Source organism: Pseudonocardia ammonioxydans (genome assembly GCF_900115005.1).
Classification (GTDB): Bacteria; Actinomycetota; Actinomycetes; order Mycobacteriales; family Pseudonocardiaceae; genus Pseudonocardia; species Pseudonocardia ammonioxydans.
The window spans coordinates 82,165-107,608 of the sequence record NZ_FOUY01000019.1 but is presented as its reverse complement, the minus strand read 5'-3'; the positions used below and the strand labels follow the sequence as shown (position 1 = coordinate 107,608).

General features: G+C 72.4%; 22 protein-coding genes. 21 read left to right on the top strand and 1 reads right to left on the bottom strand.

Annotation, left to right across the window (positions count from 1 at the left end):
• Positions 1–114: 114 nt before the first annotated feature.
• The 20 genes from BM093_RS18935 (at position 115) to BM093_RS18840 (ending at position 23,306) form a co-directional block, all read left to right on the top strand.
• Complete coding sequence (locus tag BM093_RS18935) at positions 115–1,497, top strand: homoserine dehydrogenase (protein ID WP_093345736.1); 1,383 nt, start codon at positions 115–117, stop codon at positions 1,495–1,497.
• A gap of 160 nt (positions 1,498–1,657) precedes the next feature.
• Positions 1,658–2,674 carry a threonine synthase gene (gene thrC / locus BM093_RS18930; protein ID WP_245773634.1) on the top strand — a complete coding sequence of 339 codons (1,017 nt, stop codon included), beginning with the start codon at positions 1,658–1,660 and terminating at the stop codon, positions 2,672–2,674.
• A complete protein-coding gene (gene thrB / locus BM093_RS18925) occupies positions 2,674–3,627 on the top strand; it encodes a homoserine kinase (protein WP_093345732.1) in 954 nt (317 codons plus the stop codon). The genes thrC and thrB overlap by 1 nt, the downstream gene beginning before the upstream one ends.
• 351 nt (positions 3,628–3,978) lie before the next feature.
• The gene (rho, locus tag BM093_RS18920) at positions 3,979–6,381 is read left to right on the top strand and encodes a transcription termination factor Rho (RefSeq protein WP_425439176.1); all 2,403 of its coding nucleotides are present in this window, start codon (positions 3,979–3,981) and stop codon (positions 6,379–6,381) included.
• A 161-nt stretch (positions 6,382–6,542) separates the two neighbouring features.
• Positions 6,543–6,764 carry a 50S ribosomal protein L31 gene (gene rpmE, locus BM093_RS18915; RefSeq protein ID WP_093345728.1) on the top strand — a complete coding sequence of 74 codons (222 nt, stop codon included), beginning with the start codon at positions 6,543–6,545 and terminating at the stop codon, positions 6,762–6,764.
• A 98-nt stretch (positions 6,765–6,862) separates the two neighbouring features.
• Positions 6,863–7,966 carry a peptide chain release factor 1 gene (prfA, locus tag BM093_RS18910; protein ID WP_093345723.1) on the top strand — a complete coding sequence of 368 codons (1,104 nt, stop codon included), beginning with the start codon at positions 6,863–6,865 and terminating at the stop codon, positions 7,964–7,966.
• Between the two features lie 80 nt (positions 7,967–8,046).
• Positions 8,047–8,940, top strand: a complete 894-nt coding sequence (gene prmC / locus BM093_RS18905) for a peptide chain release factor N(5)-glutamine methyltransferase (RefSeq protein ID WP_093345718.1) — start codon at positions 8,047–8,049, stop codon at positions 8,938–8,940.
• A 55-nt stretch (positions 8,941–8,995) separates the two neighbouring features.
• The gene (locus BM093_RS18900) at positions 8,996–9,667 is read left to right on the top strand and encodes an L-threonylcarbamoyladenylate synthase (RefSeq protein ID WP_245773626.1); all 672 of its coding nucleotides are present in this window, start codon (positions 8,996–8,998) and stop codon (positions 9,665–9,667) included.
• 66 nt (positions 9,668–9,733) lie between these two features.
• Positions 9,734–11,017, top strand: a complete 1,284-nt coding sequence (locus BM093_RS18895; RefSeq protein WP_093345714.1) for a serine hydroxymethyltransferase — start codon at positions 9,734–9,736, stop codon at positions 11,015–11,017.
• Between the two features lie 45 nt (positions 11,018–11,062).
• On the top strand, positions 11,063–13,090 hold the full coding sequence (locus BM093_RS38200; protein WP_342743021.1) for a hypothetical protein: 2,028 nt from the start codon (positions 11,063–11,065) through the stop codon (positions 13,088–13,090).
• Positions 13,091–14,863: 1,773 nt separating this feature from the next.
• Complete coding sequence (locus BM093_RS18885; protein ID WP_143105437.1) at positions 14,864–15,340, top strand: Cg1360 family ATP-synthase-associated protein; 477 nt, start codon at positions 14,864–14,866, stop codon at positions 15,338–15,340.
• Between the two features lie 361 nt (positions 15,341–15,701).
• Entirely contained in the window at positions 15,702–16,475 is a 774-nt protein-coding gene (atpB, locus tag BM093_RS18880; RefSeq protein WP_093345704.1) for a F0F1 ATP synthase subunit A, read from the top strand.
• A gap of 97 nt (positions 16,476–16,572) precedes the next feature.
• Positions 16,573–16,821, top strand: a complete 249-nt coding sequence (locus BM093_RS18875; RefSeq protein ID WP_281248713.1) for an ATP synthase F0 subunit C — start codon at positions 16,573–16,575, stop codon at positions 16,819–16,821.
• A gap of 63 nt (positions 16,822–16,884) precedes the next feature.
• The gene (locus BM093_RS18870) at positions 16,885–17,433 is read left to right on the top strand and encodes a F0F1 ATP synthase subunit B (protein ID WP_093345699.1); all 549 of its coding nucleotides are present in this window, start codon (positions 16,885–16,887) and stop codon (positions 17,431–17,433) included.
• The gene (locus BM093_RS18865; protein WP_177238570.1) at positions 17,433–18,263 is read left to right on the top strand and encodes a F0F1 ATP synthase subunit delta; all 831 of its coding nucleotides are present in this window, start codon (positions 17,433–17,435) and stop codon (positions 18,261–18,263) included. The genes BM093_RS18870 and BM093_RS18865 overlap by 1 nt, the downstream gene beginning before the upstream one ends.
• Before the next feature lie 73 nt (positions 18,264–18,336).
• Positions 18,337–19,977, top strand: coding sequence for a F0F1 ATP synthase subunit alpha (gene atpA, locus BM093_RS18860; RefSeq protein WP_093345696.1), 1,641 nt, complete (start codon positions 18,337–18,339; stop codon positions 19,975–19,977).
• A 12-nt stretch (positions 19,978–19,989) separates the two neighbouring features.
• On the top strand, positions 19,990–20,976 hold the full coding sequence (locus BM093_RS18855) for a F0F1 ATP synthase subunit gamma (RefSeq protein WP_093345692.1): 987 nt from the start codon (positions 19,990–19,992) through the stop codon (positions 20,974–20,976).
• Positions 20,976–22,421 (top strand): F0F1 ATP synthase subunit beta, encoded by a 1,446-nt coding sequence (atpD, locus tag BM093_RS18850; RefSeq protein ID WP_093345687.1) that lies wholly within the window; start codon positions 20,976–20,978, stop codon positions 22,419–22,421. Before BM093_RS18855 ends, atpD begins: the two co-directional genes overlap by 1 nt.
• Before the next feature lie 50 nt (positions 22,422–22,471).
• Entirely contained in the window at positions 22,472–22,840 is a 369-nt protein-coding gene (locus BM093_RS18845) for a F0F1 ATP synthase subunit epsilon (protein WP_093345683.1), read from the top strand.
• A 16-nt stretch (positions 22,841–22,856) separates the two neighbouring features.
• Positions 22,857–23,306, top strand: coding sequence for a DUF2550 domain-containing protein (locus tag BM093_RS18840; RefSeq protein WP_245773625.1), 450 nt, complete (start codon positions 22,857–22,859; stop codon positions 23,304–23,306).
• 41 nt (positions 23,307–23,347) lie between these two features.
• Here BM093_RS18840 and BM093_RS18835 read toward each other — a convergent pair whose 3' ends face one another.
• Positions 23,348–23,974, bottom strand: a complete 627-nt coding sequence (locus tag BM093_RS18835) for a cob(I)yrinic acid a,c-diamide adenosyltransferase (protein WP_093345678.1) — start codon at positions 23,972–23,974, stop codon at positions 23,348–23,350.
• A 157-nt stretch (positions 23,975–24,131) separates the two neighbouring features.
• On the opposite strand from BM093_RS18835, the gene murA reads away from it, so the two are divergent.
• Positions 24,132–25,400 carry a UDP-N-acetylglucosamine 1-carboxyvinyltransferase gene (murA, locus tag BM093_RS18830; RefSeq protein ID WP_093345673.1) on the top strand — a complete coding sequence of 423 codons (1,269 nt, stop codon included), beginning with the start codon at positions 24,132–24,134 and terminating at the stop codon, positions 25,398–25,400.
• Positions 25,401–25,444: the final 44 nt, after the last annotated feature.

Here is a 25,444-nt window from a genome sequence, read left to right as displayed (position 1 = left end):
GCGGCCCCCGGGCCGGTGCCGGGTGACAACAGCCACCCTGCGCTGCCCGAGGGTGGCCTGACCAGGAATGATCGGCGCTCGCTGAAAGCGGGTGCGGTTACGCGAGGAGGGCTTGTGGCGAGCGGCGAGGGCTCCCGGAATTCTGCTGCCGTCCGGGTGGCACTGCTGGGCTGCGGCACCGTCGGCACCGAGGTGGTCCGGCTGATCACCGGACAGGCCGACGACCTGACCGCCCGGGTCGGTGCCCCGGTGGAGCTGGCCGGCGTCGCCGTCCGGCGTCCGCACAAGCATCCGTGGCTGACCGAGAACTTCGGCGACCTGGTCACCACCGACGCCGGTGAGCTGGTGACCCGCGACGACGTCGACGTCGTCGTCGAGGTCATCGGCGGCATCGAGCCGGTCCGTGGCTGGCTGCTGGAGGCGCTGAAATCGGGCAAGTCGGTCGTGACGGCGAACAAGGCGCTGCTGGCCGAGGACGGCCCCACGCTGGCCGAGGCCGCGGACGCCTCCGGTGCCGACCTCTACTACGAGGCCGCGGTGGCCGGGGCGATCCCGCTGCTGCGTCCGCTGCGCGAGTCGCTGGCCGGTGACCGGATCACCCGGGTCGCCGGGATCGTCAACGGCACCTCGAACTTCATCCTCTCGGCGATGAGCGCGGGCGGCACGTCGTACGCCGACGCGCTGGAGGAGGCCACCCGCCTCGGCTACGCCGAAGCCGACCCCAGCGCCGACGTCGACGGCTACGACGCCGCGGCGAAGGCCGCGATCCTGGCCACACTGGCGTTCCACACCCGGATCACCGCCTCCGACGTGCACCGCGAGGGCATGCGCGAGGTCAGCTCCGCCGACGTGGCCGCCGCCCGCCGGCTCGGCTGCACGATCAAGCTGCTCGCCATCTGCGAGCGCGTCGTCGACGCGTCCGGGGCCGAGTCGGTGTCCTCGCGGGTCTACCCGGCGATGGTCCCCGACACCCACCCGCTGGCCGGTGTGGACGGCGCGTTCAACGCGGTCTTCGTCGAGGCGGAGGCCGCCGGCCAGCTGATGTTCTACGGTCAGGGCGCCGGTGGCGCGCCGACCGCGTCCGCGGTGCTCGGCGACCTGGTCGCGGTGGCCCGCAACCGCGTCGGCGGTGGCCGCGGCCCGCGCGAGTCGGCGTACGCGAGCCTGCCGGTGCGCCCGATCGGCGAGGTGCCCACTCGCTACCACGTCGACCTGGAGGTCGCCGACCGCGAGGGGGTGCTCGCCGGGATCGCCGGCGAGTTCGCCCGGCACGGCGTCTCGATCGCCGCCGTCCGGCAGACCGGCGGGGTGAACGGGGCCGTCGACGGCGACTCCGGGCAGGCACGGCTGACCGTCGTCACGCACTCGGCGCCGGAGGCCGCGCTGTCGGCCACGGTGTCGGCGCTGCTCGACCTCGACCACGTCCTGGGCGTGGCGGGCGTGCTGCGGGTGGAGGGCCTGGGCCGTGCGGTCAGTGCGCTCGGCATGGGCGAATGAGATCTCGAGCCAGAGGAGGCGCCCGGCGATGACCGGCAGCGTGCAGAACGTCCGCGGACCGGCAGCCGGGGGTGCGGACCTCGTGGCGCAGACCGCCGGCGCGGTCGCGCCCCCGCCGCCGGGGCACTGGCCTGGGGTGATCGAGGCCTACCGCGACCGGATGCCGGTCCGGCCGGACTGGACGGTGGTCACCCTCGGCGAGGGCGGCACGCCGCTGCTGCCGGCCCCACGACTGTCCGAGCGGACCGGGTGCCAGGTCTACCTCAAGGTCGACGGCGCCAACCCGACCGGCTCCTTCAAGGACCGCGGGATGACGATGGCGGTCACCGCCGCGCTGGCCGAGGGCAAGCAGAGCGTGCTGTGCGCGTCGACCGGCAACACCTCGGCGTCCGCGGCCGCCTACGCCACCCGCGCCGGGATGACCTGCGCGGTCCTCGTCCCGCAGGGCAAGATCGCGCTCGGGAAGCTCGCCCAGGCCGTCGCGCACGGCGCCCGCATCCTGCAGATCGACGGCAACTTCGACGACTGCCTGGAGCTGGCCCGCAAGACGACCGCCGACTACCCGGCGATCGCCCTGGTCAACTCCGTGAACCCGACCCGGATCGCCGGTCAGGCGTCGGCCGCGTACGAGATCTGCGACCAGCTCGGCCGGGCGCCGGACGTGCACTGTCTGCCGGTCGGCAACGCCGGCAACATCACGGCGTACTGGAAGGGCTACCGCAGCTACCACGCCGACGGGCTGATCGCCGGGCTGCCGCGGATGTTCGGCTTCCAGGCCGCCGGGTCCGCGCCGCTGGTGCACGGCGCACCGGTGACCGAGCCCGAGACGATCGCGACCGCGATCCGGATCGGCGCACCGGCCTCCTGGAAGGGCGCCACCGCCGCCCGCGACGAGTCGGACGGCAAGTTCGCCGCGGTCACCGACGACGAGATCCTCGCCGCCTACCGGATGCTCTCGGCGGAGGAGGGCGTGTTCGTCGAGCCGGCGTCGGCCTCCAGCGTCGCCGGGCTGCTCCAGTCGCACGGGGACGGCTCGCTGCCGCAGGGCTCGCTCGTGGTGTGCACCGTGACCGGGCACGGCCTGAAGGACCCGGACACGGCACTGCTCACCGCCCCGGAGCCGGAGGTCGTGCCGATCGACCCGGGCGCCGTCGCCTCGGCCCTCGAGCTGGTCTGATGGGGCGCCCGTCGCGCGTGAAGCTCCGCGTCCCGGGATCCACCGCGAACCTCGGGCCGGGGTTCGACTGTCTGGGGATGGCGCTGGGGCTCTACGACGAGATCGACGTCGAGGCCTTCGACACCCCCGGCCTGTTCGTCGACGTCGCCGGTGAGGGCGCGCGGTTCGTGCCCCGTGACGAGCGCCACCTGGTGATGCGTGCGATGCGGCAGGCCTTCGAGGTGTTCGGCGGCACGGGCAGCTCGCCGTCCGCCCCGCCCGGTCTGCGGCTGCGCTGCACCAACGCCGTGCCGCACTCGCGCGGGCTGGGCAGCTCGGCGGCCGCCGCCGTCGCCGGGGTGGCCGCGGCCGCGGTGCTCTCCGGCCGGGACGTCGAGCTGGAACGCGACGCGTTGCTGCAGCTCTCGGCGGGGATGGAGGGCCACGCGGACAACGCCGCGGCCAGCCTGCTCGGCGGGTTCGTGGTGGCGTGGGAGACCTCCGAGCGCGGCGCGGGCGGGACCAGTGTCTACGCCGGTGGCGGGCGCAGGTTCCACGCCGAGCGGCTCGACGTGCACCCCGACGTGCAGCCCGTCGCGTTCGTGGCGGGGGTGGAGTCGTCGACCAAGACCACCCGTGGGCTGCTGCCCGCCGAGGTCCCGCTGTCCGACGCCGCCTTCACCGGGAGCCGGTGCGCGCTGGCGGTGCTCGCGCTCACCCGGCGCCCCGACCTGCTGCTGGCCGCGACCGAGGACCGGCTGCACCAGCCGTACCGGCGCCCGGCCTACCCGGCCTCGGCACGGCTGGTCGAGAGCCTGCGCGAGCACGGGGTGGCGGCCGCGATCTCCGGCGCCGGTCCCACGGTGCTGGCGCTGACCTGCGACGGCGCCGTGCCGGACGGGGTGGACACCGAGGGCTTCGCGGTGCTGCCGCTGCCGGTGGACCACGAGGGTGTGCGGGTCGAGGTCCTCTGACCGCTCAGGTTGTTACCACGGTGCGGGGCATGCCCTCGTCCGGACGTGACCGACGTGACCACATGCGACGGCGCGCCGAAGGTGGGGTGTTGTTGCTGCCGCGGGGGGATACGTCTAGTCTCGCCCCTGCATGGCGATCCACGCGACATCGGCGTAGTCTTGCGGCCGGGCCCGCTCGCCCGATCCCTCTTTCTGACCGGATTCGGATCTCCGAACGGGCGGCCTGACTCCCGCGACGTCGTCGTGGGGGCTCCATCTGTGAATGCTGCCGGTACGGGCTCTCCGTGCCGGTCGAGCGTGTGACATCCCCTGACCTGGACAGGACAACCGGGTCGGTCAGGAAGGAACTCTGTGAGCGAGACCGATCTCGCCGGTACCGGGACCGCATCGACCGAGGCGGCACCCCGCCGTCGTGGCGGCCTGTCCGGCATGGTGCTGGCCGAGCTGCGACAGCTGGCCACCGAGCTGAACGTCCCGGACATCTCCGGCATGCGTAAGGGCGACCTGATCGCGGCCATCAAGGAGCGGCAGGGCGGAGCCGCCACCCCGGCGCGCAAGCCCCGTGCCAAGGCCGGGTCCGACGGCGCCGACACCCCGACGCTCCCCCTCGAGGAGCCGGCCGCGACCTCGGGCAGCACCAACGGTGCTGGTCGGAGCGCTGCGGACGGCGCCGACCAGGCCCCCGCCGCGGGCGGTGAGCAGGCGGAGGCACCCGCTCCGCGGGCCCGCCGTCGTCGTACGGCCAGCCGCCCGGCCGGTGCCCCCGACACCTCGGCCGAGCCCGCCGCGGCGGAGCCGGCGGCTGCGGCGGCTCCGGTGGAGGCGGCGGCCCCGGCCGACGAGCCGAAGGCCGAGCGCAAGCCGCGCACCACCCGGGCGAAGCAGTCCGCCGAGTCCGCTCCGGCCGTCGAGTCGAGTGCTCCGGCCGAGGCGAGCGCTCCGGCCGCGCAGGCGGCGCCCGCCGAGGCGCCGGCGACGCCGGGGAGCCCGGACGACGCGCCCGGCGGGGACGACCGCAAGGGCGACCGGAACTCCGACGGCGCCGACGGCGGCCGTCGCTCCCGCACCCGTCGCCGGGGCGGTCAGGGCGACGACGGCGGTCAGAAGGACGGCCAGCCGGACACGGGCACCGAGGACGGCCGCAGCGACAGTGGCCGCACCGACGGTGGCCGCACCGACGGTGGCCGCACGGACAGTGGTCGCACCGACGGTGGTCGTGGTGACGGTGGCCGCAACCGCAACGACAGCAACCGCGGCGACAGCAACCGCAACGACAGCAACCGCAGCGACAACGGCGGCGGCGACAACAACGGCGGCGGCCGGGGCGGTCGCAACCGCAACGACGGCAACCGCAGCGACAACGGCGGCGGCGACAACAACGGCGGCGGCCGGGGCGGTCGCAACCGCAACGACCGCAACGACAACGGCGGCGGCGACAACGACGGCGGTGGGCGGAACAACCGCAACAACAACCGCGACAACCGCGTGGACGACGACGGTGACGACGGTGACGGCCGCGGTCGCCGCGGCCGCCGGTTCCGCGACCGCCGCCGCGGCCGGGACCGCGAGCGCGGGGGTGGCGGCGGCAACGTCGACACCGAGATCCGCGACGACGACGTCCTGCTGCCGGTCGCCGGCATCGTCGACATCCTGGACAACTACGCGTTCGTGCGGACCACCGGCTACCTGTCCGGCCCGACCGACGTCTACGTCTCGATGTCGATGGTGCGCAAGAACGGCCTGCGCCGTGGTGACGCCATCACCGGTGCGGTCCGCCAGCCCCGCGAGGGCGAGCAGCAGCGGCAGAAGTTCAACCCGCTGGTCCGGGTGGACACCATCAACGGGCGCGACCCGGAGGCCGCGCGCCAGCGGCCGGAGTTCACCAAGCTGACCCCGCTCTACCCGAACGAGCGGCTGCGCCTGGAGACCGAGCCGACCCAGCTGACCACCCGGGTCATCGACCTGGTGATGCCGGTCGGCAAGGGCCAGCGTGCACTGATCGTGTCCCCGCCGAAGGCGGGCAAGACCACGATCATGCAGAACATCGCCAACGCGATCACGACGAACAACCCCGAGTGCCACCTCATGGTCGTCCTCGTCGACGAGCGGCCGGAGGAGGTCACCGACATGCAGCGGTCGGTGAAGGGCGAGGTCATCGCCTCGACCTTCGACCGCCCGCCGTCGGACCACACCACGGTCGCCGAGCTCTCCATCGAGCGGGCGAAGCGCCTGGTGGAGATGGGGCACGACGTCGTCGTCCTGCTGGACAACATCACCCGCCTGGGCCGGGCCTACAACCTGGCCGCGCCGGCGTCGGGCCGGATCCTGTCCGGTGGTGTCGACTCGACCGCGCTGTACCCGCCGAAGCGTTTCCTGGGTGCCGCGCGCAACATCGAGGACGGCGGCTCGCTGACCATCTTCGCGACCGCGCTCGTCGAGACCGGGTCCACGATGGACACGGTGATCTTCGAGGAGTTCAAGGGCACCGGTAACGCCGAGCTCAAGCTCGACCGGAAGATCGCCGACAAGCGGATCTTCCCGGCGATCGACGTCGGCGACAGCAGCACCCGCAAGGAGGAGCTGCTGATGTCGCCGGACGAGCACGCGGTGATGGTCAAGCTCCGCCGTGTCCTCGCCGCGCTGGACGACCAGCAGGCGATCGACCTGGTGCTCGACCGGCTCAAGAAGACGAAGACCAACATCGAGTTCCTGATGCAGGTCGCGAAGAACACGCCCGGCAAGGACGACGACTGAGCGAGGCTTGCCGAGCGAAACATCGGCACAGCTCGTGCACCGGGGCCCCGGTGGGAATTCCACCGGGGCCCCGGTGGTTCAATGGAGCGTCAGCTTCCCGGCTCCGGTTCACCCGCACGGGCAGTGCTCGCGGGACCCGGCGCCATCGAGAGGAGAATCCCATGCGCGAGGGCATCCACCCTCAGTACGTCGAGACCCAGGTCCTCTGTGGTTGCGGCAACCAGTTCACCACCCGCAGCACCCGGTCGAACGGCTCGATCACCGTCGAGGTCTGCTCCGCCTGCCACCCGTTCTACACCGGCAAGCAGAAGATCCTGGACTCCGGCGGCCGTGTGGCCCGCTTCGAGGCCCGCTACGGGAAGCGCAAGCCCGCAGCCAAGTAGCCACCGATCCGGCGCCCGTCTCCTCGCCCGCACGAGGAGGCGGGCGCCGTTTCGCTTCTCGGCAGCGGTATCCCGGCGAACCCGAAGGAACCCCAGTCATGGCAGCCACCCCGGCATCCACCGCGCAGTCGGTCGGCGCACTGCTCGACGAGCACGCCGAGCTGGAGCAGCGCCTCGCCGATCCCGAGGTGCTCGCCGACCAGACCCAGGCGCGGAAGCTGGGGCGCCGCTACGCCCGGCTCGGACCGGTGGTGGCCTGCGCGAACGAGCTGGCCCGGGCCCGTGACGACCGCGACACGGCCCGCGAGCTCGCTGCGGAGGACAAGGCGTTCGCGAGTGAGGCGGACACCCTCGACGTCCGCGTGGTCGAGCTCGAGACCCGGCTGGCCGAGCTGCTCGTGCCGCGCGACCCGCACGACGCCGACGACATCCTGATGGAGGTCAAGTCCGGTGAGGGCGGCGAGGAGTCCGCGCTGTTCGCCGGGGACCTGGTCCGGATGTACACCCGCTACGCCGAGTCCCGCGGCTGGAAGGTCGAGGTGCTCGGCTCCACGCCGTCCGACCTGGGCGGGTACAAGGACGTGACGATCTCGGTCCGGGCCACGTCGGCGGTGGAGCCCGTTCACGGCGTGTGGGCGTCGCTGAAGTTCGAGGGCGGCGTGCACCGGGTGCAGCGGGTGCCGGTCACCGAGTCACAGGGCCGCATCCACACCTCCGCCGCCGGTGTCCTGGTGTTCCCGGACGCCGACGAGACCCCCGACGTCCGCATCGACGACAAGGACATCCGCGTCGACGTGTTCCGTGCCTCCGGGCACGGCGGGCAGAGCGTCAACACCACCGACTCCGCGGTCCGGGTCACCCACCTGCCCAGCGGCATCGTCGTGAGCTGCCAGAACGAGCGGTCCCAGCTGCAGAACAAGGCGCGCGCGCTGGAGGTCCTGCGGGCCCGGCTGCAGGCGAAGGCGGAGATGGAGGCGGCCGCCGAGGCGTCGGAGCAGCGCCGCTCCCAGGTGCGCACCGTCGACCGGTCCGAGCGGATCCGCACCTACAACTTCCCGGAGAACCGGATCTCCGACCACCGGGTCGGGTTCAAGGCCCACAACCTGTCCACGGTGCTCGACGGCGACCTGGCCGACGTCGTCGCCGCGCTCACCGCGGCCGAGCGCGCCGAGGCGATGGCGGGGGAGAGCGGGGGCGCGTGACCCCCCGGCCGGGTGATCTTCCGGTCACGTCACGTGCGGTCGGGCCGTCCGGTCGCCCGGGGACGGGTGACACTGGGGGCGTGACCAGGAACGCCGCCGGGAGCCGGCTGCCACTGCGGGTGGCGATCGCGGAGGCCGAGCGCGCCCTGGCCGCGGCCGGGGTCGCGTCGCCGCGGGTGGACGCCGAGCTCCTCGCCGCGCACGTGGTCGGGGCGAGCCGGTCGACACTGCCGATGATCCCGCTCGTCGACCCCGACGTCGTCGAGCGCCTGACCGCGCTGGTCGAGCGCCGGGTGACCCGGGAACCGTTGCAGCACATCCTCGGCACCGCCGTCCTCGGGCCGGTCGAGGTGGCCGTGGGCCCGGGTGTGTTCACCCCCCGCCCGGAGACCGAGCTGCTGCTGGAGTGGGGGCTCGAGGCGATCGGCGATGTCCGGCGGCCGGTGGTGCTGGACCTGTGCACCGGCTCGGGCGCGCTGGCGCTCGCGTTCGCCGTCTCCCGGCCGGACGCCGCCGTGCACGCCCTCGAGGCCGACCCGGCCGCGTTGTCCTGGACCCGCCGCAACCTCGCCGCGCACACCGAGCGCGGTGGCCGCCCGGTGACCCTGCACGTCGCCGACGTGCGGTGGCCGGACCTGCTGGTCGAGCTCGAGGCCAAGGTCGACCTGGTCGTCTGCAACCCGCCCTACGTGCCGGACGGCACCGCGGTCCCGCCCGAGGTCGAGCGTTGGGACCCGGCGACCGCGGTGTTCGGCGGACCGGACGGGACCGAGATCATCCAGGCGGTGGTCCGCGGCGCGACCGGCTGGCTGCGGCACGGCGGGTCGCTGGCGATCGAGCACGACGACACGCACGGCGAGACGGTGCCCGCGCTGCTGCGCCGCAGGCGCACCCTCACCGAGGTGACCGAGCACCGGGACCTGACCGGCCGTCCCCGCTTCGTCACCGCTCGGCGGCAGGCCGTGAGTGGATAACGCGGTCAGGGCCCGCTTTTCCGCTCACAGGGCCGACGGCCTACTCTCGCGAGCCGTGAGCGTCCCGAATGCGGCACCGTCGCAGCAGCTGTTCGACTGCAGCAACCCGGCCGAGCGGGAGCGTGGCCTGAGCGCAGCGGCCCGTGCCGTCCGTGGCGGGGAGCTCGTCGTGATGCCGACCGACACCGTCTACGGGCTCGGCTGCGACGCCTTCAACGGCACCGCGGTGCGCGGGCTGCTCGCCGCGAAGCGGCGCGGCCCGGACATGCCGGTCGGTGTCCTCGTCGGGTCCTGGCACACGATCGACGGCCTGGTCACCAGCGTCCCGCAGTCGGCCCGGTCGCTGATCGAGGCGTTCTGGCCGGGCGAGGTGTCGCTGGTCCTCGAGCACGCGCCGTCGCTGGCCTGGGACCTCGGCAGCACCCACGGCACCGTGATGCTGCGGATGCCGCTGCACCCGGTGGCGCTGGAGGTGCTGCGCGAGGTCGGGCCGATGGCCGTGTCCAGCGCGAACACCTCGGGCAACCCGCCCGCGTCGAACGTCAGCGAGGCGATCACCCAGCTCGCCGGCAGCGTCGGGGTGTACCTGGACGGGGGCCCGTCCGGCGACCCGGTGGCGTCCACGATCGTCGACCTGACCGGCGTCCGCCCGCGCCTGCTCCGTGTGGGATCGGTGACCGCCGAACAGGTCGAGGAGGTCACCGGCCAGGAGGTCGACCGGCCCTGATCCGAGGTGTGATCGCTTCGTCAGGGGCACAGTCAGGGACGATCCGGGCGGGTAACCTCTCCGGTCGTGAGTGAGCAGACCTTCTGGGGCCCGGACTTCTCCGCACTGCAGCAGCAGGATCCCGAGATCGCGGGAGTCGTGCTGGACGAGCTGGATCGCCTCCGCGGCGGACTCCAGCTCATCGCGAGCGAGAACCTGACCAGCCCGGCGGTGCTGGCGGCACTCGGGTCGACCCTGTCCAACAAGTACGCCGAGGGCTACCCCGGCCGTCGGTACTACGGCGGCTGCGGCGTGGTCGACCAGGCCGAGAACATCGGCAACGCCCGCGCCAGGGAGCTCTTCGGCGCCGAGCACGTCAACCTGCAGCCGCACTCCGGGGCGAGCGCCAACCTCGCCGCCTACGCCGCGTTCGCCAAGCCGGGCGACACCGTGCTGGCCATGGACCTCAAGCAGGGCGGCCACCTGACGCACGGCAGCAAGGTCAACTTCTCTGGCCTGTGGTTCAACGCGGTCTCCTATCTGGTGCGTGAGGACACCGAGATCATCGACTACGACCAGGTCCGTGACCTGGCCAAGCAGCACCAGCCGAAGATCATCATTGCGGGTGCGACCGCTTACCCGCGGCTGATCGACTTCAAGATCTTCCGCGAGATCGCCGACGAGGTCGGCGCCAAGCTGATGGTCGACGCCGCGCACTTCATCGGCCTCGTCGCCGGGCAGGCGATCCCGTCGCCGGTGCCCTACGCCGATGTCGTCACCGCGACCACGCACAAGGTGCTGCGCGGCCCGCGCGGCGGCATGGTGCTGTGCCGCGAGGAGCACGCCAAGGCCATCGACAAGGCGGTCTTCCCGTTCTCGCAGGGTGGTCCGCTGATGCACGCGGTCGCGGCGAAGGCCGTCGCGATGCGGGAGGCCGCGCAGCCGGAGTACCAGGCCTACGCCCGCCAGGTCGTCGCGAACGCCCAGGCGCTGACCAAGAGCCTGGAGTCCGAGGGCATGCGGGCAGTCTCCGGCGGGACCGACAACCACCTCGCGCTGATGGACCTGCGTCCGATCGGCGTCACCGGTGGCGACGCCGAGACCCGCTGCGACCGGGCCGGGATCAGCCTGAACAAGAACGCCATCCCTTACGACCCGGCTCCGCCGATGAAGCCGTCGGGCATCCGGGTCGGGTCCCCGAGCGTCACCACGCAGGGGATGACCGAGACCGACATGGCCGAGATCGGCTCGCTGCTCGCCCGGGCGGTCAAGGCCGAGCACGACACCACGGCCGGTGACGCCGAGCTGCGCAACGTCGCCGAGGCGGTCACCGCACTCGTGCGGAAGGCACCCGCCTACCCTCGGGGGTGACCTGAGAGCGAGCGGAGTCGGAGAGGCGGCGTACCCGACGTGCCGGTGGACCAGCTGAGCAGCGGACTTCCGATTCGGGAGTTCCTGCTGGTCGGCCTGGTCTCCGGTGGGGTCACGCTGCTGCTGACCGGTCCCGTTCGCATGCTCGCCCTCAAGGCGGGCGCCGTCGCCTGGCCGCGGGGCCGGGACGTGCACGTCACCCCGACCCCGCGGTGGGGCGGCCTCGCGATGTTCGGCGGGGTCCTCGCCGGGCTGGTGCTGGCCCTGCAGCTACCCGCGTTGCGGCTGGCGTACTTCGAGGGCAGCACCGAGGTGATCGGCGTCGTCGTCGCGACGGCCCTGCTCGTCGGGGTGGGGCTGCTCGACGACCGCTACGACCTCGACGCCGTCACCAAGTTCGCCGCCCAGGTGACGGCCGGCGGGCTGCTGGTCCTCTACGGGGTCCAGTGGATGATGATCTGGATCCCGCTGGGCGGCGGCGGGACCGGGATCTCCGGCTCGCTGCTGTCCCTGGGCCAGGGCCAGGGCGTGCTGCTCACCGTGCTGCTGACCGTCGGCCTGGTCAACGCGATGAACTTCGTCGACGGGTTGGACGGCCTGGCCGCCGGCATCGGCCTCATCGCCACCCTCGCGACGGCCGTGTTCTGCATCGGGCTGATCAGCGAGAACGGCAACGACCCGGCCGCGTTCACCCCGGCGCTCATCGCGGTCGTGCTGGCCGGGGCCTGTCTGGGGTTCCTGCCGCACAACTTCAACCCTGCCCGGATCTTCATGGGCGACACCGGCTCGATGCTGGTCGGGGTGATGCTGTCCGCGGCGGTGACGAGCGCCTCGGGGAAGCTGACCTACAGCGACGAGACCTCCGGGACCGACCTGCTCGCGCTGATCGCCCCGATCCTGGTCGTGATCGGGATCGTGTTCATCCCGACGCTGGACCTGCTGCTCGCCATCGTCCGCCGGACACGGGCGGGCACGAGCCCGTTCAGCCCGGACAAGATGCACCTGCACCACCGGCTGCTCCAGGTCGGGCACAGTCACCGGCGCGCGGTGCTGCTGGCCTACCTGTGGGTGGCCGTGATCGCCTTCGGTGCGGTGGCGCTGGCGCTCGTGCCGCAGACCTGGCTGGTGCTGGCCGCGACCGCCGTGGCGCTGATCATCGCGTTCGTGGCCTCCGCGGTCCCGCACCGCTCGCGCCGGCGGGCCGCGGCCGCTGCTGCACCGGTCGCCGCGGCCGATGACGTCCCCGCCTCCGGTGCGTCGGCTCCCGGCACCGCGGCTCCCGGCACCGCGGCTCCCGGTACCCCGGGACCTCGGCGGGAGACGCCGGGCCCTGGCGGGCCGGACCGGTCCGCGCAGCGACCGGCGCCGGACGTCGGGACGCCGCCGCACCATCCTGCGGGAGCACCCGGCCGGGCCGGCGATGCGGCGCCGCAGCGGCCCGGGGGTCCGCCCGGTCCGCCCGGTTCGGGGAACGGTGCGACGCCGCACCGGCCGGGGGGCGCGCCCGTTCCGGGCAGTGCCGGGGCAGCGCACCGTCCGGCGCCGCCGGTTCCGGGGAACGGCGCGATGCCGCACCGGCCGGGAGACTCGCCGGTTCCGGGGAACGGCGCGATGCCGCGCCCGCCCCAGGAAGCACCGGATCCGGGGCTCGCCCGGGCACCGCACCGGCCGGGACCGCCGCCGGGGAACGGCGTGCCACCCCGTCGGCCGGCGGATCCGCCACCCCACCGGCCCGGCGAGACGCCCGTCCCCGGAGGTGCCGAGCCGCCGCGCCGCCCGCCGGGCCGCGTGCCGACGTCGGCCGGTCCGCCCCCGCCCGTTCCCACGCCCGATGCTGTGCTGCCGGGGCACCACGGCGCCCCGGCGGGGTCGGTACGGTCCCGCGACCCCGGATCGATCACGGCGGACGGGACACCCGTCCACCCGGACGCCGGCCTGCACACGCCGCCGGACCCTGCTCCGGACGCTGTCGCGCCCCGGGGCGCCGACGAGCACCCCCGGCGCCGCGGTGCTGAGCAGCCGACCGTCCCGACCGCGCCGCCCCCCGGCCCCCGCGACGACAGCGGTTCCTGACCGCACGCCGCGCCGGCCCCTCGGGAGCGTTCCGCGGAACGCGGCGCGGGGAAGCTCGTCGAACCCGTGGGTGCCGTCCATCGTGGGCACGACGTCCGAGACGGCCCCGCTGGTGCGGGTCCGGCGCCGTTGTGAGGCGTTCCGCGGAACAGATCTCCGGGTGGTTCCCTCGGCCGGGACGGCCGGGGAGGCGTCACCGGGACCCGTATCCGGGGGCAGCGCCGGGACCGCCGAGCTGTGGTTCACCGGCGGCACGGCCGGGATGTCGAGTGGCCGTGCAGGCGGTAGTGCCGGACTCCGGCGTGTCCTGGGGGACTGCGGAGCCGGCACGGCGGAGCGACCGGCAGGTGGCGGTGCCGACTCCCGGGCGTTCCGCGGAACGCGGGCGACCGTGGATCGGGCGGGTGGCCCCGGAAGATGTTCCGCGGAACGTCCCGGAGCTGCGGCGCGCCCACCCGCAACGACGGTACGGGGTGTTCCGCGGAACGCCGGATCGTCCGACCGACATGTACTGCGGGCCGGTCCCCCCGGCGACCGCCGCCCCTGCCGAAGCCGCTGCCGACCCCACGGCCGCCGCCTCCCGCCGAAGCCGCAGCCGATCCCGCGACCGCCGCCCCTGCCGATCCCGCTGCCGATCCCGCGGCCGCCGTCCCCGCCGCCGGCCGCGTTCCGCGGAACGCAGTGGGCCACCGGTTCCGGGTACCGGTACGTGGGCACCGCGTTCCGCGGAACCCGAGACGTCGGCCTTCCAGGTTTCGGCGCGCGCCGCCCCAAGTTCCGCGGAACGCAGCGGAGCCCGTTCTCCCGGATGTCGGCGCGCGTCGCGCTGTGTTCCGGGGACGCAGCGGGGCTCGTTCTCCCGGGTGCCGGTGCACGTCGCGCCGTGTTCCGCGGAACGCAGCGGTAGCGGTCTCCCGCGGCGGCGGGTACCGCACCGTGTTCCGCGGAGCCCGTTCCGCTGTGTTCCGCGGAACGCTCCCGGAGGCGGTGTTTCGTGTGCCGGCGCGGGCTGCGGTTCCGCTGAACGCCGTCGGTGCCGACTTCCCGCGCGCCGGCTTCCCGCGTGCGGCCGGCGCTCGACCGCGTTCCGCGGAACGCGATCGGCCGGACGCCGCGAAGTCAGGGCCGTGAGGACAGCACCGCGAGGGCGGCACCACGAGGGCGCTGACACCGGGCAGTCGTGACCGGGGGAGTGGCGGCGCCGGCGCCGGCCCGTTCCGCGGAACAGGTCGTCGCAGCCCGTCGTCGGACGCCGACCGGAGGCGCCTGGCCGACACGAGCCGGCGTCGCGGCCCGCCGGCCGGACACCGGAGGACGACCCGGCGCGTTCCGCGGAACGCCGATGCGGACGACGTCGGCGAGGCGACGGGACGGCGGGGAGGTGAGGGACGGAGAGTGAGCGGGACGGCGGGCGGAGCGGAACGGTGGGGCAGAGCGGGGCGGTGAGGCTGAGCGGGGCGGCGGGGCGCAGCGGGGCAGCGGGCCAGGGAGGAAGCGGGACAGCGGGCCGGCGCGCCGGCGGGGGCGATGCGACGCCCAGCCGAAGGGCGGCGGGAGGGTCGGGCCACGAGACGCCCAGCCGCGGGCGACAGGACGGCCGGATCCGGCAGCCGCCCCGACCTCACCTTCCGCGCAGGTGTCCGGGGTCACGGATGGCGGTCCCGGACCACCCGCGCCCCGGGTCCCCGCCGCCGGTGTCGGGGCCCGCCGCTACCGTGGACGCACACGTCCCTGCAGGTGGGGCGGGTCTTGATCCGGAGGGACGGCCGAACCGTGTGGCGATGGGACCGCTGGGGGACGGTGGACTACGACGGTCCCGCCGTCGGTCAGGCGCAGGTGATCCGGCGGCTCTCGGGCTCGATGGCCCGTGGCGCCGCCCTGGTCGGCGGGGTCACCTCGCTGATCTGCATCGTCGTCGCGACGGTGGCCGAGGGGCTCCCGGGGCTCTACGGCGCCGGGCTCGGCGGCCTGCTGGCCACCGGGTCCGCGCTGCTCACCCCGGCCCTCATGCTCCGGACGACCCACCTCGAACCCGGCGCTGTGATGCTGGCCTCATTCGGCGGCCTCGCCGCCAAGGCGATCCTCCTGCTGCTCGCGCTGTTCACGCTCGGCGGGGCGCCCGCGCTGCACCGCACGTCACTGGCCGTCACACTGCTCGCCGTGTTCGTCACGACGACTGCGGCGGAGGCATGGGCCGGCAGCAAACTGAAAATCCTGATCGGGGCGGAACCGGATTCCTCGAACGTCTGACCTGGGGATCGACGACCGATTTGCCGGGTTCAGGCCTTCCGGACACGGGTCCCGGCGAGTCCGCCGCGGCCGCCGGGGCGAGGCGACCGGTGAGGCGGATCCGGGTCCGGTGGCACGGTTGCGGCGACCGCCGCACGGGGTCGCTTTCAAGATCGTTTCGTGGCGCGAAGGCGCAGGTGAGCTGCGTGCCAGCCCCCGACATGCTGTAGAAGTACGGCTGATAACATCCGCCCCGTAGGCGATGTGGGTGACTTCCGGTGTTTCGACCCGGGCGCCCGGAAACGCATCGAGCCACGAGGCACCTTGCAGGCGATCCCCCGTTTCGCGTGTATGCGGGACGGGAGCACCGGAAGGACCCCCATTGGGCACGTTGGTACTGGCGGCCGAGGAGTTCACGCCCCCCGGCGCGGGACTGTTCAACTTCCCGCCGATCTTCGGTGATGTCACGAAGCCGATGGTGCTCGCGGTGCTGTCGCTGATCATCGTCGTCGCGGTGTTCACGCTCGGCACCCGCCGGATGGCGATCGTCCCGGGCAAGGGTCAGTTCCTCCTCGAGTCCTTCTACGACATCCCGCGCAACACCATGGCCCGGGACCAGATCGGCTCCGAGGACTTCAAGCGGTTCATCCCGCTGATCCTGGGACTGTTCAGCTTCATCCTGGTCAACAACCTCTTCGCGATCGTCCCGGTGATCCAGTTCCCGACGATGTCGCGGATCGGCTTCCCGCTCGCGCTGGCGATCTTCGTCTACGTCTTCTACCACTACGCCGGGTTCAAGAAGCACGGGTTCGCCGGCTACATCAAGCACGCCGCGCTGCCGCCCGGCGTGCCGGTCTTCATCGCGCCGCTCATCATCATCATCGAGCTGCTGCAGAAGTTCCTCTTCCAGCCGCTCTCGCTGGCACTGCGTGTGTTCGCCGCGATGTTCGCCGGCCACCTGATCATCGCCCTGGCGGCGGTGGGTGCGGAGTTCCTGCTCTTCGCCGGTGGTGCGCTCACGATTCCGGCGCCCCTGGTGTTCGTCGCCGGGATCGGCTTCACGTTCCTGGAGGCGCTGGTCCAGGTCATCCAGGCCTACGTCTTCGCCCTGCTCGCCGCGGTCTACATCGGCGCAGCGATCTCGGAGGACCACTAGACCACCGGCGCGTGAGCGCCGATCCGATCCGCCGGCTCGTCCGGCCCGACCCACCGAACGACCCGCATCACCGCGGACCCGACGGAAGGAAACCGAAGTGAACACGACCACCACCCAGGTGCTGGCCCAGGCCGCCGACATCAACCCCGGCCTCGCGGCCATCGGCTTCGGCGCCAGCGCCATCGGCGCCGGCATCGGCGTCGGCCTGATCTGGTCGGCCGTCATCAGCGGCACCGCCCGCCAGCCGGAGGCGCGCGGCCAGCTCATGGGTATCGGCTGGACCACCTTCGTGCTCGCCGAGCTGGTCATGCTGATCGGCCTGGTGCTGTTCTTCATCGCGCAGTAAGCAGCGGTCGATCATCCCCATGCCGGTCGTCCAACCGGCGGCCCTGTCAGGGAAGGACACACGGTGGAACTGATTCTCGCCGCCGAGGAACCGCTGCCGATCATCCCGCTGCCTGCCGAGCTCATCCTCGGCGTCGTGGCGTTCGCGATCCTGCTGTTCGTGCTGTGGAAGTTCGCGGTCCCGCGTTTCGAGAAGCTCTACGAGGAGCGGACCGACGCGATCGAGGGCGGTCTGAAGCGCGCTCAGGAGACGCAGGAGCAGGCGGACCGGCTGAAGAAGGAGTACGAGGACCAGCTGGCCGGTCTGCGGGCCGAGGCGGCGCGCATCCGCGACGACGCCCGGGCCGAGGGCCAGCAGATCAAGGCGGAGCTCCGCGAGGAGGCCGAGCAGGAGGCAGCCCGCATCAAGGCCCGCGGCGAGGAGCAGGTCACTGCCGCCCGCGATGCCGCGCAGCGCGCGCTGCGTGGCGAGGTCGGCGGCCTGTCGGTGCAGCTGGCCGAGCGCCTGCTGCGTGAGCAGCTCGCCGACGACTCGCGCCGCTCCGCGACGATCGACTCGTTCCTCGGCGAGCTCGACCAGCAGGGCGTGGCGCAGCGGACCGGGGCGAACTGATGGCACAGGTCCTGCAGCCCGCCTCCCGGGACGCGCTGGCCGCGCTGACCGAGCGGCTGGACGCCTACGTCGACGGTGCGTCGGCCCGGGACCTGACCGCGACCGCGGACGAGCTGTTCGCGGTGGCCCGGTTCCTGGACGGCGAGCGCGCGATCCAGCGCCTGCTGGCCGACTCCGCCTCGCCGGAGGAGGTCCGGGCGGACCTGGTCCGGCGGCTGTTCGGCGGGCAGCTGTCCCAGTCGACGGTCGACCTGGTCATCGAGCTGGTGCGCAGCCGCTGGTCCAAGACCCGTGACCTCGTCACGGCGACCGAGGTGCTGGCCCGCCAGGCCGCCATCGCCATCGCGGACAAGAACGGGTCGCTCGATGAGGTCGAGGATCAGCTCTTCCGCTTCGGCCGGATCCTCGGTCGCGAGCCCGAACTCAACACCCTGCTCGCCGACACCGCGCGACCGGTGCAGGGACGCGTCCAGCTGCTGGACAGCGTGCTCGGGGACCGGGTCTACCCGGTCACGGCGACGCTGCTGCGCGAGGCGGTCCGGCTGCCCCGCGGCCGGCACCTGGAGGTCGTCGCGGAGGAGCTCTCCGAGCTCGCCGCGGCCCGCCGGGACCGTTCGGTGGCGAAGGTGCGCACCCCCGTGGCGCTCACTCCCGACCAGGAGTCGAAGCTCGCGGAATCCCTCGGCCGGATCTACGGCCGCACGATCTCCCTGCAGGTCGAGCTCGACCCGGACCTCCTCGGAGGACTGGTCGTGCAGGTCGGCGGCGAGGTCATCGACGGCAGCGTGGCGGGCAGACTCGCCGCCGCGCGCCGGTCCCTGCCCAGCTGACCTGCTGAGACACCGAGGCGCCGATCCGGCGGCACGATCTCAGACCCCGTTCGAGAGAAGGAACGACGCAGCCATGACAGAGCTGACGATCTCCTCCGAGGAGATCCGGAGTGCGATCTCCAGCTACGTCTCGTCGCTGGAGAGCGGCACGTCCCGGCGTGAGGTCGGGACCGTGGCCGACACCGGTGACGGCATCGCCCACGTCGAGGGCCTGCCCTCGGCCATGACCAACGAGCTGCTCGAGTTCGAGGGCGGCGTCCGTGGCGTCGCGCTGAACCTGGAGCAGAACGAGATCGGCGCCGTCATCCTCGGCGACTACACCGGCATCGAGGAGGGCCAGCAGGTCACCCGGACCGGCGAGGTCCTCTCGGTCCCGGTCGGCGAGGGCTACCTGGGCCGGGTCGTCGACCCGCTCGGCAACCCGATCGACGGCCTCGGTGACGTCGAGACCGACTCCCGCCGCGTGCTGGAACTGCAGGCCGCCTCGGTCATGCAGCGCCAGTCGGTGAGCGAGCCGCTGCAGACCGGCATCAAGGCGATCGACGCCATGACGCCGATCGGGCGCGGCCAGCGCCAGCTGGTGATCGGCGACCGCAAGACCGGCAAGACCGCGGTCTGCGTCGACACGATCATCAACCAGAAGGAGAACTGGGACTCCGGCGACCCGACGAAGCAGGTCCGCTGCATCTACGTCGCCATCGGCCAGAAGGGCTCGACGATCGCCGGTGTGCGGCAGTCCCTCGAGGACGCCGGCGCGCTGGACTACACGACGATCGTCGCCGCCCCGGCGTCCGACCCGGCCGGCTACAAGTGGCTCGCCCCCTACACCGGCTCGGCCATCGGCCAGCACTGGATGTACCAGGGCAAGCACGTCCTGATCGTCTTCGACGACCTCTCCAAGCAGGCCGAGGCCTACCGCGCCATCTCGCTGCTGCTGCGCCGCCCGCCGGGCCGCGAGGCCTACCCGGGCGACGTGTTCTATCTGCACTCGCGGCTGCTGGAGCGTTGCGCGAAGCTCTCCGACGACCTCGGCGCGGGGTCGATGACCGGCCTGCCGATCATCGAGACCAAGGCGAACGACGTGTCGGCCTACATCCCGACCAACGTCATCTCGATCACCGACGGCCAGGTCTTCCTCGAGTCCGACCTGTTCAACCAGGGCGTCCGGCCGGCGATCAACGTCGGTATCTCGGTCTCCCGGGTCGGCGGTGACGCCCAGGTCAAGGCCATGAAGACGGTGTCGGGTTCGCTGCGTCTGGACCTGTCCCAGTACCGCGAGCTGGAGGCGTTCGCCGCCTTCGGTTCCGACCTCGACGCCGCGTCGGCCGCCTCGCTGGGCCGCGGTGAGCGCCTGGTGGAGCTGCTCAAGCAGGCTCAGTACTCGCCGGTCGCGGTGCAGGACCAGGTCGTCTCGATCTGGCTGGGCACCACCGGCAAGCTGGACTCGGTGCCGGTCGCGGACGTGCAGCGCTTCGAGGCGGAGTTCCGTGAGTACTCCCGCCGGCACGCCACCGGCCCGCTGAACGAGATCCAGGAGACGGGCAAGCTCTCGGACGACGCGATCGAGACGCTGAACAAGGCCGTCGACCAGTTCAAGCGCAACGAGTTCACCACCTCCGACGGTTCCTCGGTCGTCCCGAACGAGAAGCCCGCCGAGGCCCTCGACGAGGACGACGTCGAGCAGGAGACCGTCACGGTCAACAAGAAGAGCTGAGGCTGATACCCGATGGCGGCACAGATCCGGGTGCTGCGCCGGCGTATCCGGTCGACGCAGTCCATCAAGAAGATCACCCGCTCCCAGGAGCTGATCGCGACCTCGCGGATCGCGAAGGCCCGGGCGCGGGTGGACGAGGCACGTCCCTACGCCGAGCTGATGACGAGCACGCTGTCCGAGCTCGCGACCAACTCGGCGCTGGACCACCCGCTGCTCGTCGAGCGGGAGCAGCCGAAGCGGGCCGCGGTCCTGGTCGTCACCAGTGACCGCGGCCAGTGCGGCGGCTACAACGCCAACGTGCTCAAGGAGGCCGAGCAGCTGCAGTCCCTGCTCCGTGAGCAGGGCAAGGAGCCGGTGCTCTACGTGATCGGCCGCAAGGGCGTCTCCTACTACCGGTTCCGCAACCGGGAGATCGAGCAGTCCTGGACCGGCTTCTCCGAGCAGCCCGGCTACGAGCACGCGGCCGCGGCGGCGAAGACGCTGGTGTCGGCGTTCATGGCGGGCGCCGACGACGCCGAGGGCAATGCCGACGGCGTTCAGGGCGTGGACGAGCTCCACCTCGTCTACACCAGCTTCAAGAACATGATCACCCAGGTTCCGCAGGCGCGCCGGATGGCGCCGCTGGAGGTCGAGTACTCCGGCGGCGTGTCCGCTGCGGCGGACCCCGACGCCGAGACCGGGCCGGAGGCGCAGCCGTCCCGCGGCGAGAGCCAGGGCCCGCAGGCGTTGTACGAGTTCGAGCCGGACGCGGACACGCTGTTCGACGCGCTGCTGCCGAAGTACATCGGGGCCCGGCTCTACGCGGCCCTGCTGGAGTCGGCGGCGTCGGAGTCGGCGAACCGGCAGCGGGCCATGAAGGCCGCGACCGACAACGCCAACGACCTGATCCGTAGTCTGACGTTGGAGGCCAACCAGGCTCGTCAGGCGCAGATCACCCAGGAGATCAGCGAGATCGTCGGTGGGGTCGACGCGCTCGCGAGTTCAGGAAGTGAGAGCTGATGACCGCAACTGCCGATCCCACGGCCAACACCGCCACGGGCGCGATCACCGGGCGCGTCGTCCAGGTGACCGGCCCGGTCGTCGACGTCGAGTTCCCGCGCGACCAGGTCCCGGACCTGCTCAACGCGCTGTCCCTGGAGGTCGACCTCTCCGGCGACCACCGCAAGCTGACCCTGGAGATCGCCCAGCACCTGGGTGACAACCTGGTCCGCGCCATCTCCATGCAGCCGACCGACGGCGTGGTCCGCGGCCAGGAGGTCACCGACCTCGGCCGTCCGATCTCGGTGCCGGTGGGCGACCAGGTCAAGGGGCACGTGTTCAACGCGCTCGGCGACTGCCTGGACGACCCGAACATCCAGTTCACCGGCGACCTGCGCTCGATCCACCAGAAGGCGCCGCGGTTCGACCAGCTCGAGGGCAAGACCGAGATGCTGGAGACCGGCATCAAGGTCCTCGACCTGATGACGCCGTACGTGGTCGGCGGCAAGATCGGCCTGTTCGGCGGTGCCGGCGTCGGCAAGACCGTGCTGATCCAGGAGATGATCCAGCGTGTCGCGCTCAACTTCGGCGGCACCTCGGTCTTCGCCGGTGTCGGTGAGCGGACCCGTGAGGGCAACGACCTCATCACGGAGATGACCGAGTCGGGCGTCATGAAGAACACCGCGCTGGTGTTCGGTCAGATGGACGAGCCGCCGGGCACCCGTATGCGCGTCGCGCTGTCGGCGCTGACGATGGCGGAGTACTTCCGGGACGCGCAGGACCAGGACGTCCTGCTGTTCATCGACAACATCTTCCGGTTCACCCAGGCCGGCCAGGAGGTCTCCACCCTGCTGGGCCGGATGCCGTCCGCGGTGGGGTACCAGCCCACCCTGGCCGACGAGATGGGCGAGCTGCAGGAGCGGATCACCTCGACCCGGGGCCGGTCGATCACCTCGATGCAGGCGATCTACGTCCCCGCGGATGACTACACCGACCCGGCGCCGGCGACCACGTTCGCCCACCTCGACGCCACCACCGAGCTGTCCCGGCCGATCTCCCAGAAGGGGATCTACCCGGCGGTGGACCCGCTGACCTCGACGTCGCGGATCCTGGACCCGCAGTACGTCGGTGACGAGCACTTCCGCGTCGCCAACGAGGTCAAGCGGATCCTGCAGAAGTACAACGACCTGCAGGACATCATCGCCATCCTCGGCATCGATGAGCTGTCCGAGGAGGACAAGCAGCTCGTCGGCCGGGCGCGGCGGATCGAGCGCTTCCTGTCGCAGAACCTGCTGGTCGCCGAGCAGTTCACCCAGCAGCCCGGATCGACGGTCCCGCTCAAGGAGACCATCGAGGCGTTCGACAAGATCGCCAAGGGTGAGTTCGACGACGTGCCCGAGCAGGCGTTCTTCCTCTGTGGTGGTCTGGACGACCTGGAGAAGAACCGCAAGAAGCTCGAGGGCTGAGCGGAGCTTGCGGAGCGAAGGGACAGCGGAGGCTCACGATGCCTGCTGAGATGACTGTGGAACTGGTTTCCGTGGAGCGCCGGCTGTGGTCGGGCGACGCGCGGTTCGTGCTCGCCCGCACCACCGTCGGTGAGGTCGGCATCATGCCCGGCCACCAGCCGATGCTGGCCCAGCTGGAGGAGGCCGGCGTCGTCCGGATCGACTCCACCGACGGCGCGAAGCGCACCATCGCGGTGCACGGCGGCTTCCTGTCGGTGTCCGCGGAGCGGGTGTCGATCCTGGCGGAGTTCGCCGAGCAGGCCGACGAGATCGACACGGCGCGCGCCCAGCGGGCGCTCGAACGTGCCGACGACTCGGACGCGGGCAAGGCGGCGAAGGCCCGGGCCGAGGCCCGCCTGCGGGCGGCCGAGGCCAACTAGGACGGAAGCCGGCACGGTGGTGGGACTCATTGCGGCGATCGTCGGAGTTCTGCTGCTGTGTCTGGTCGCCCCGCTGATCTGGCTCGCCGTACGGCGGGTACGACTCATGCGCAACGGCGGCGTGGACCTGTGTCTGCGCCGCCGTTTCGCTGTCACGGATTGGCACTTCGGGGTCGGCCGCTACGAGGGTGAGCGGTTCGGCTGGTACCGGCTGACCAGCCTGCGCATCGGCGCCACCGTGGTGCTCGACCGCGCGAAGCTGGAGATCGTGGAACGACGCCCGCCGCACCGGTCGGAGGAGTTCGCGATCCCGATGGCGGTCGAGGTGCTCCGCTGCCGGGGCCGTGACGCGTGGGGCCGGGAGATCGACGTCGAGCTCGCGATGTCCCAGGACGTCCGCACCGGCTTCCTGGCGTGGCTGGAGGCCACGCCGCCGGGCCGGCACGGGTACCGCGCAGCGTCCTGACCAGGCGCCCCCCGGGTGACGGGAGGCGCCTGTCGTGTGTCTCAGGCCGTGTCGTCCGCGGCAGCGGTGTCCTCGACACCGCCGGCGTCGGGCGCCCCGTGCGGACCGCCCGGCTGCCACAGCACGTCGCCGTCGGGGTTCGCGAGCCGGCCCAGGATGAACAGCAGGTCCGAGAGCCGGTTGAGGTACTGCGCCGTCAACGGGTTGGTGTGCTCGGCGTCGGCCTCGAGCAGCGCCCACACCGACCGCTCGGCGCGCCGGGTGACCGTGCGGGCGACGTGCAGGTGGGCCGCACCCGGGGTGCCGCCGGGCAGGATGAACGAGCGGAGCTTCGGCAGCTCCGGGTTGAACTCGTCGCACCAGTTCTCGAGCCGCGTCACGTAGCCCTCGGTGACCCGCAGCGGCGGGTACTCCGGGTCGGGCACGATCGGCGTGCAGAGATCGGCGCCGACGTCGAACAGGTCGTTCTGGATCTGCCGGAGCGGGTCGACGATCCGCTCGGCCAGCCCGCCGACCGTCACCGCGACGCCGAGCGCGGCGTTCGCCTCGTCGGTGTCGGCGTAGGCCGCCAGCCGGGCGTCGGTCTTGCGGACCCGGCTGAAGTCACCGAGTGCCGTGGTCCCGTCGTCGCCGGTCTTCGTGTAGATCCGAGTCAGGTGCACCGCCACGCCGACAGGCTATGCGTACGACGGATCCGGCGGCCAGGCCGTGCCGACCCGCCCGGCCCGCGACGGCCGTTCGGTTCGCTGCGCCGGACGGCGTAACCCGCTGCGACATCTCGGGGTGTGGCCGTGCTCAGGTCCCGGCCCCGTTACCGTTCCAGACGTGGTGGAGCATTTCGCGGTCCGCGGCGGGGCCCGCCTGACCGGGTCCGTCGACGTCGTCGGGGCGAAGAACAGCGTGCTCAAGCTGATGGCGGCGGCGCTGCTGGCCGAGGGGCGCACGACGCTGACCAACTGCCCGGAGATCCTGGACGTGCCGCTGATGGCCGACGTCCTGCGCAGCCTGGGCTGTTCGGTGACGATCGAGGGCGCGACCGTGCACATCGACGTCCCGCCGGACCCGGGGGCCGAGGCGGACTACCGGTCGGTGTCGCGGCTGCGGGCCTCGGTCTGCGTGCTGGGGCCGCTGGTGGCGCGCTGCCGCCGGGCGGTCGTCCCGCTGCCGGGTGGTGACGCGATCGGCTCCCGCCCGCTGGACATGCACCAGAACGGTCTGCGCAAGCTGGGGGCGACGACCGACATCGAGCACGGCAGCGTCACCGCGTCGGCGCAGGACCTGCACGGCGCGCAGATCTGGCTCGACTTCCCCAGCGTGGGGGCGACCGAGAACATCCTGATGGCGGCGGTGCTCGCCGAGGGCACCACGGTCATCGACAACGCCGCGCGCGAACCCGAGATCGTCGATCTCTGCGTGATGCTGCAGCAGATGGGCGCGAAGCTGGAGGGCGTCGGCTCGTCCACGCTCACCGTGCACGGCGTCACCGGCCTGCAGCCCACCACCCACCGGGTGATCGGCGACCGGATCGTCGGCGCCACCTGGGCGTTCGCCGCGGTGATGACCCGCGGCGAGGTGACCGTGCGCGGTGTCGATCCGCACCACATCGACCTGGTGCTGGACAAGCTGCGCACCGCCGGGGCCGACATCACCGTGGGCGACGACGAGTTCTCGATCCGGATGGCGGGCCGTCCGCAGGCGGTCGACTTCGTGACGCTGCCCTACCCGGGCTTCGCGACCGACCTGCAGCCGATGGCGATCGCGCTCTCCGCCGTCGCCGAGGGCACCTCGATGATCACCGAGAACGTCTTCGAGGCCCGGTTCCGGTTCGTCGACGAGATGATCCGCCTGGGCGCCGACGCCCGCACCGACGGTCACCACGCCGTCGTCCGGGGGCGCCCGGAGATGTCCAGCGCGCCGGTGTGGGCCAGTGACATCCGGGCCGGCGCCGGGCTCGTGCTGGCCGGGTTGTGCGCGCGCGGCACCACCGAGGTCTGGGACGTCGCCCACATCGACCGCGGCTACCCGCGGTTCGTGGAGAACCTCTCCGCGCTCGGCGCCGACATCCGGCGCGTCGCCGGCGAGCCCGAGCGGTAGCAGCCCGGACCGAACTGCGGGGACCACCCGGCCGTGGAAGGCTT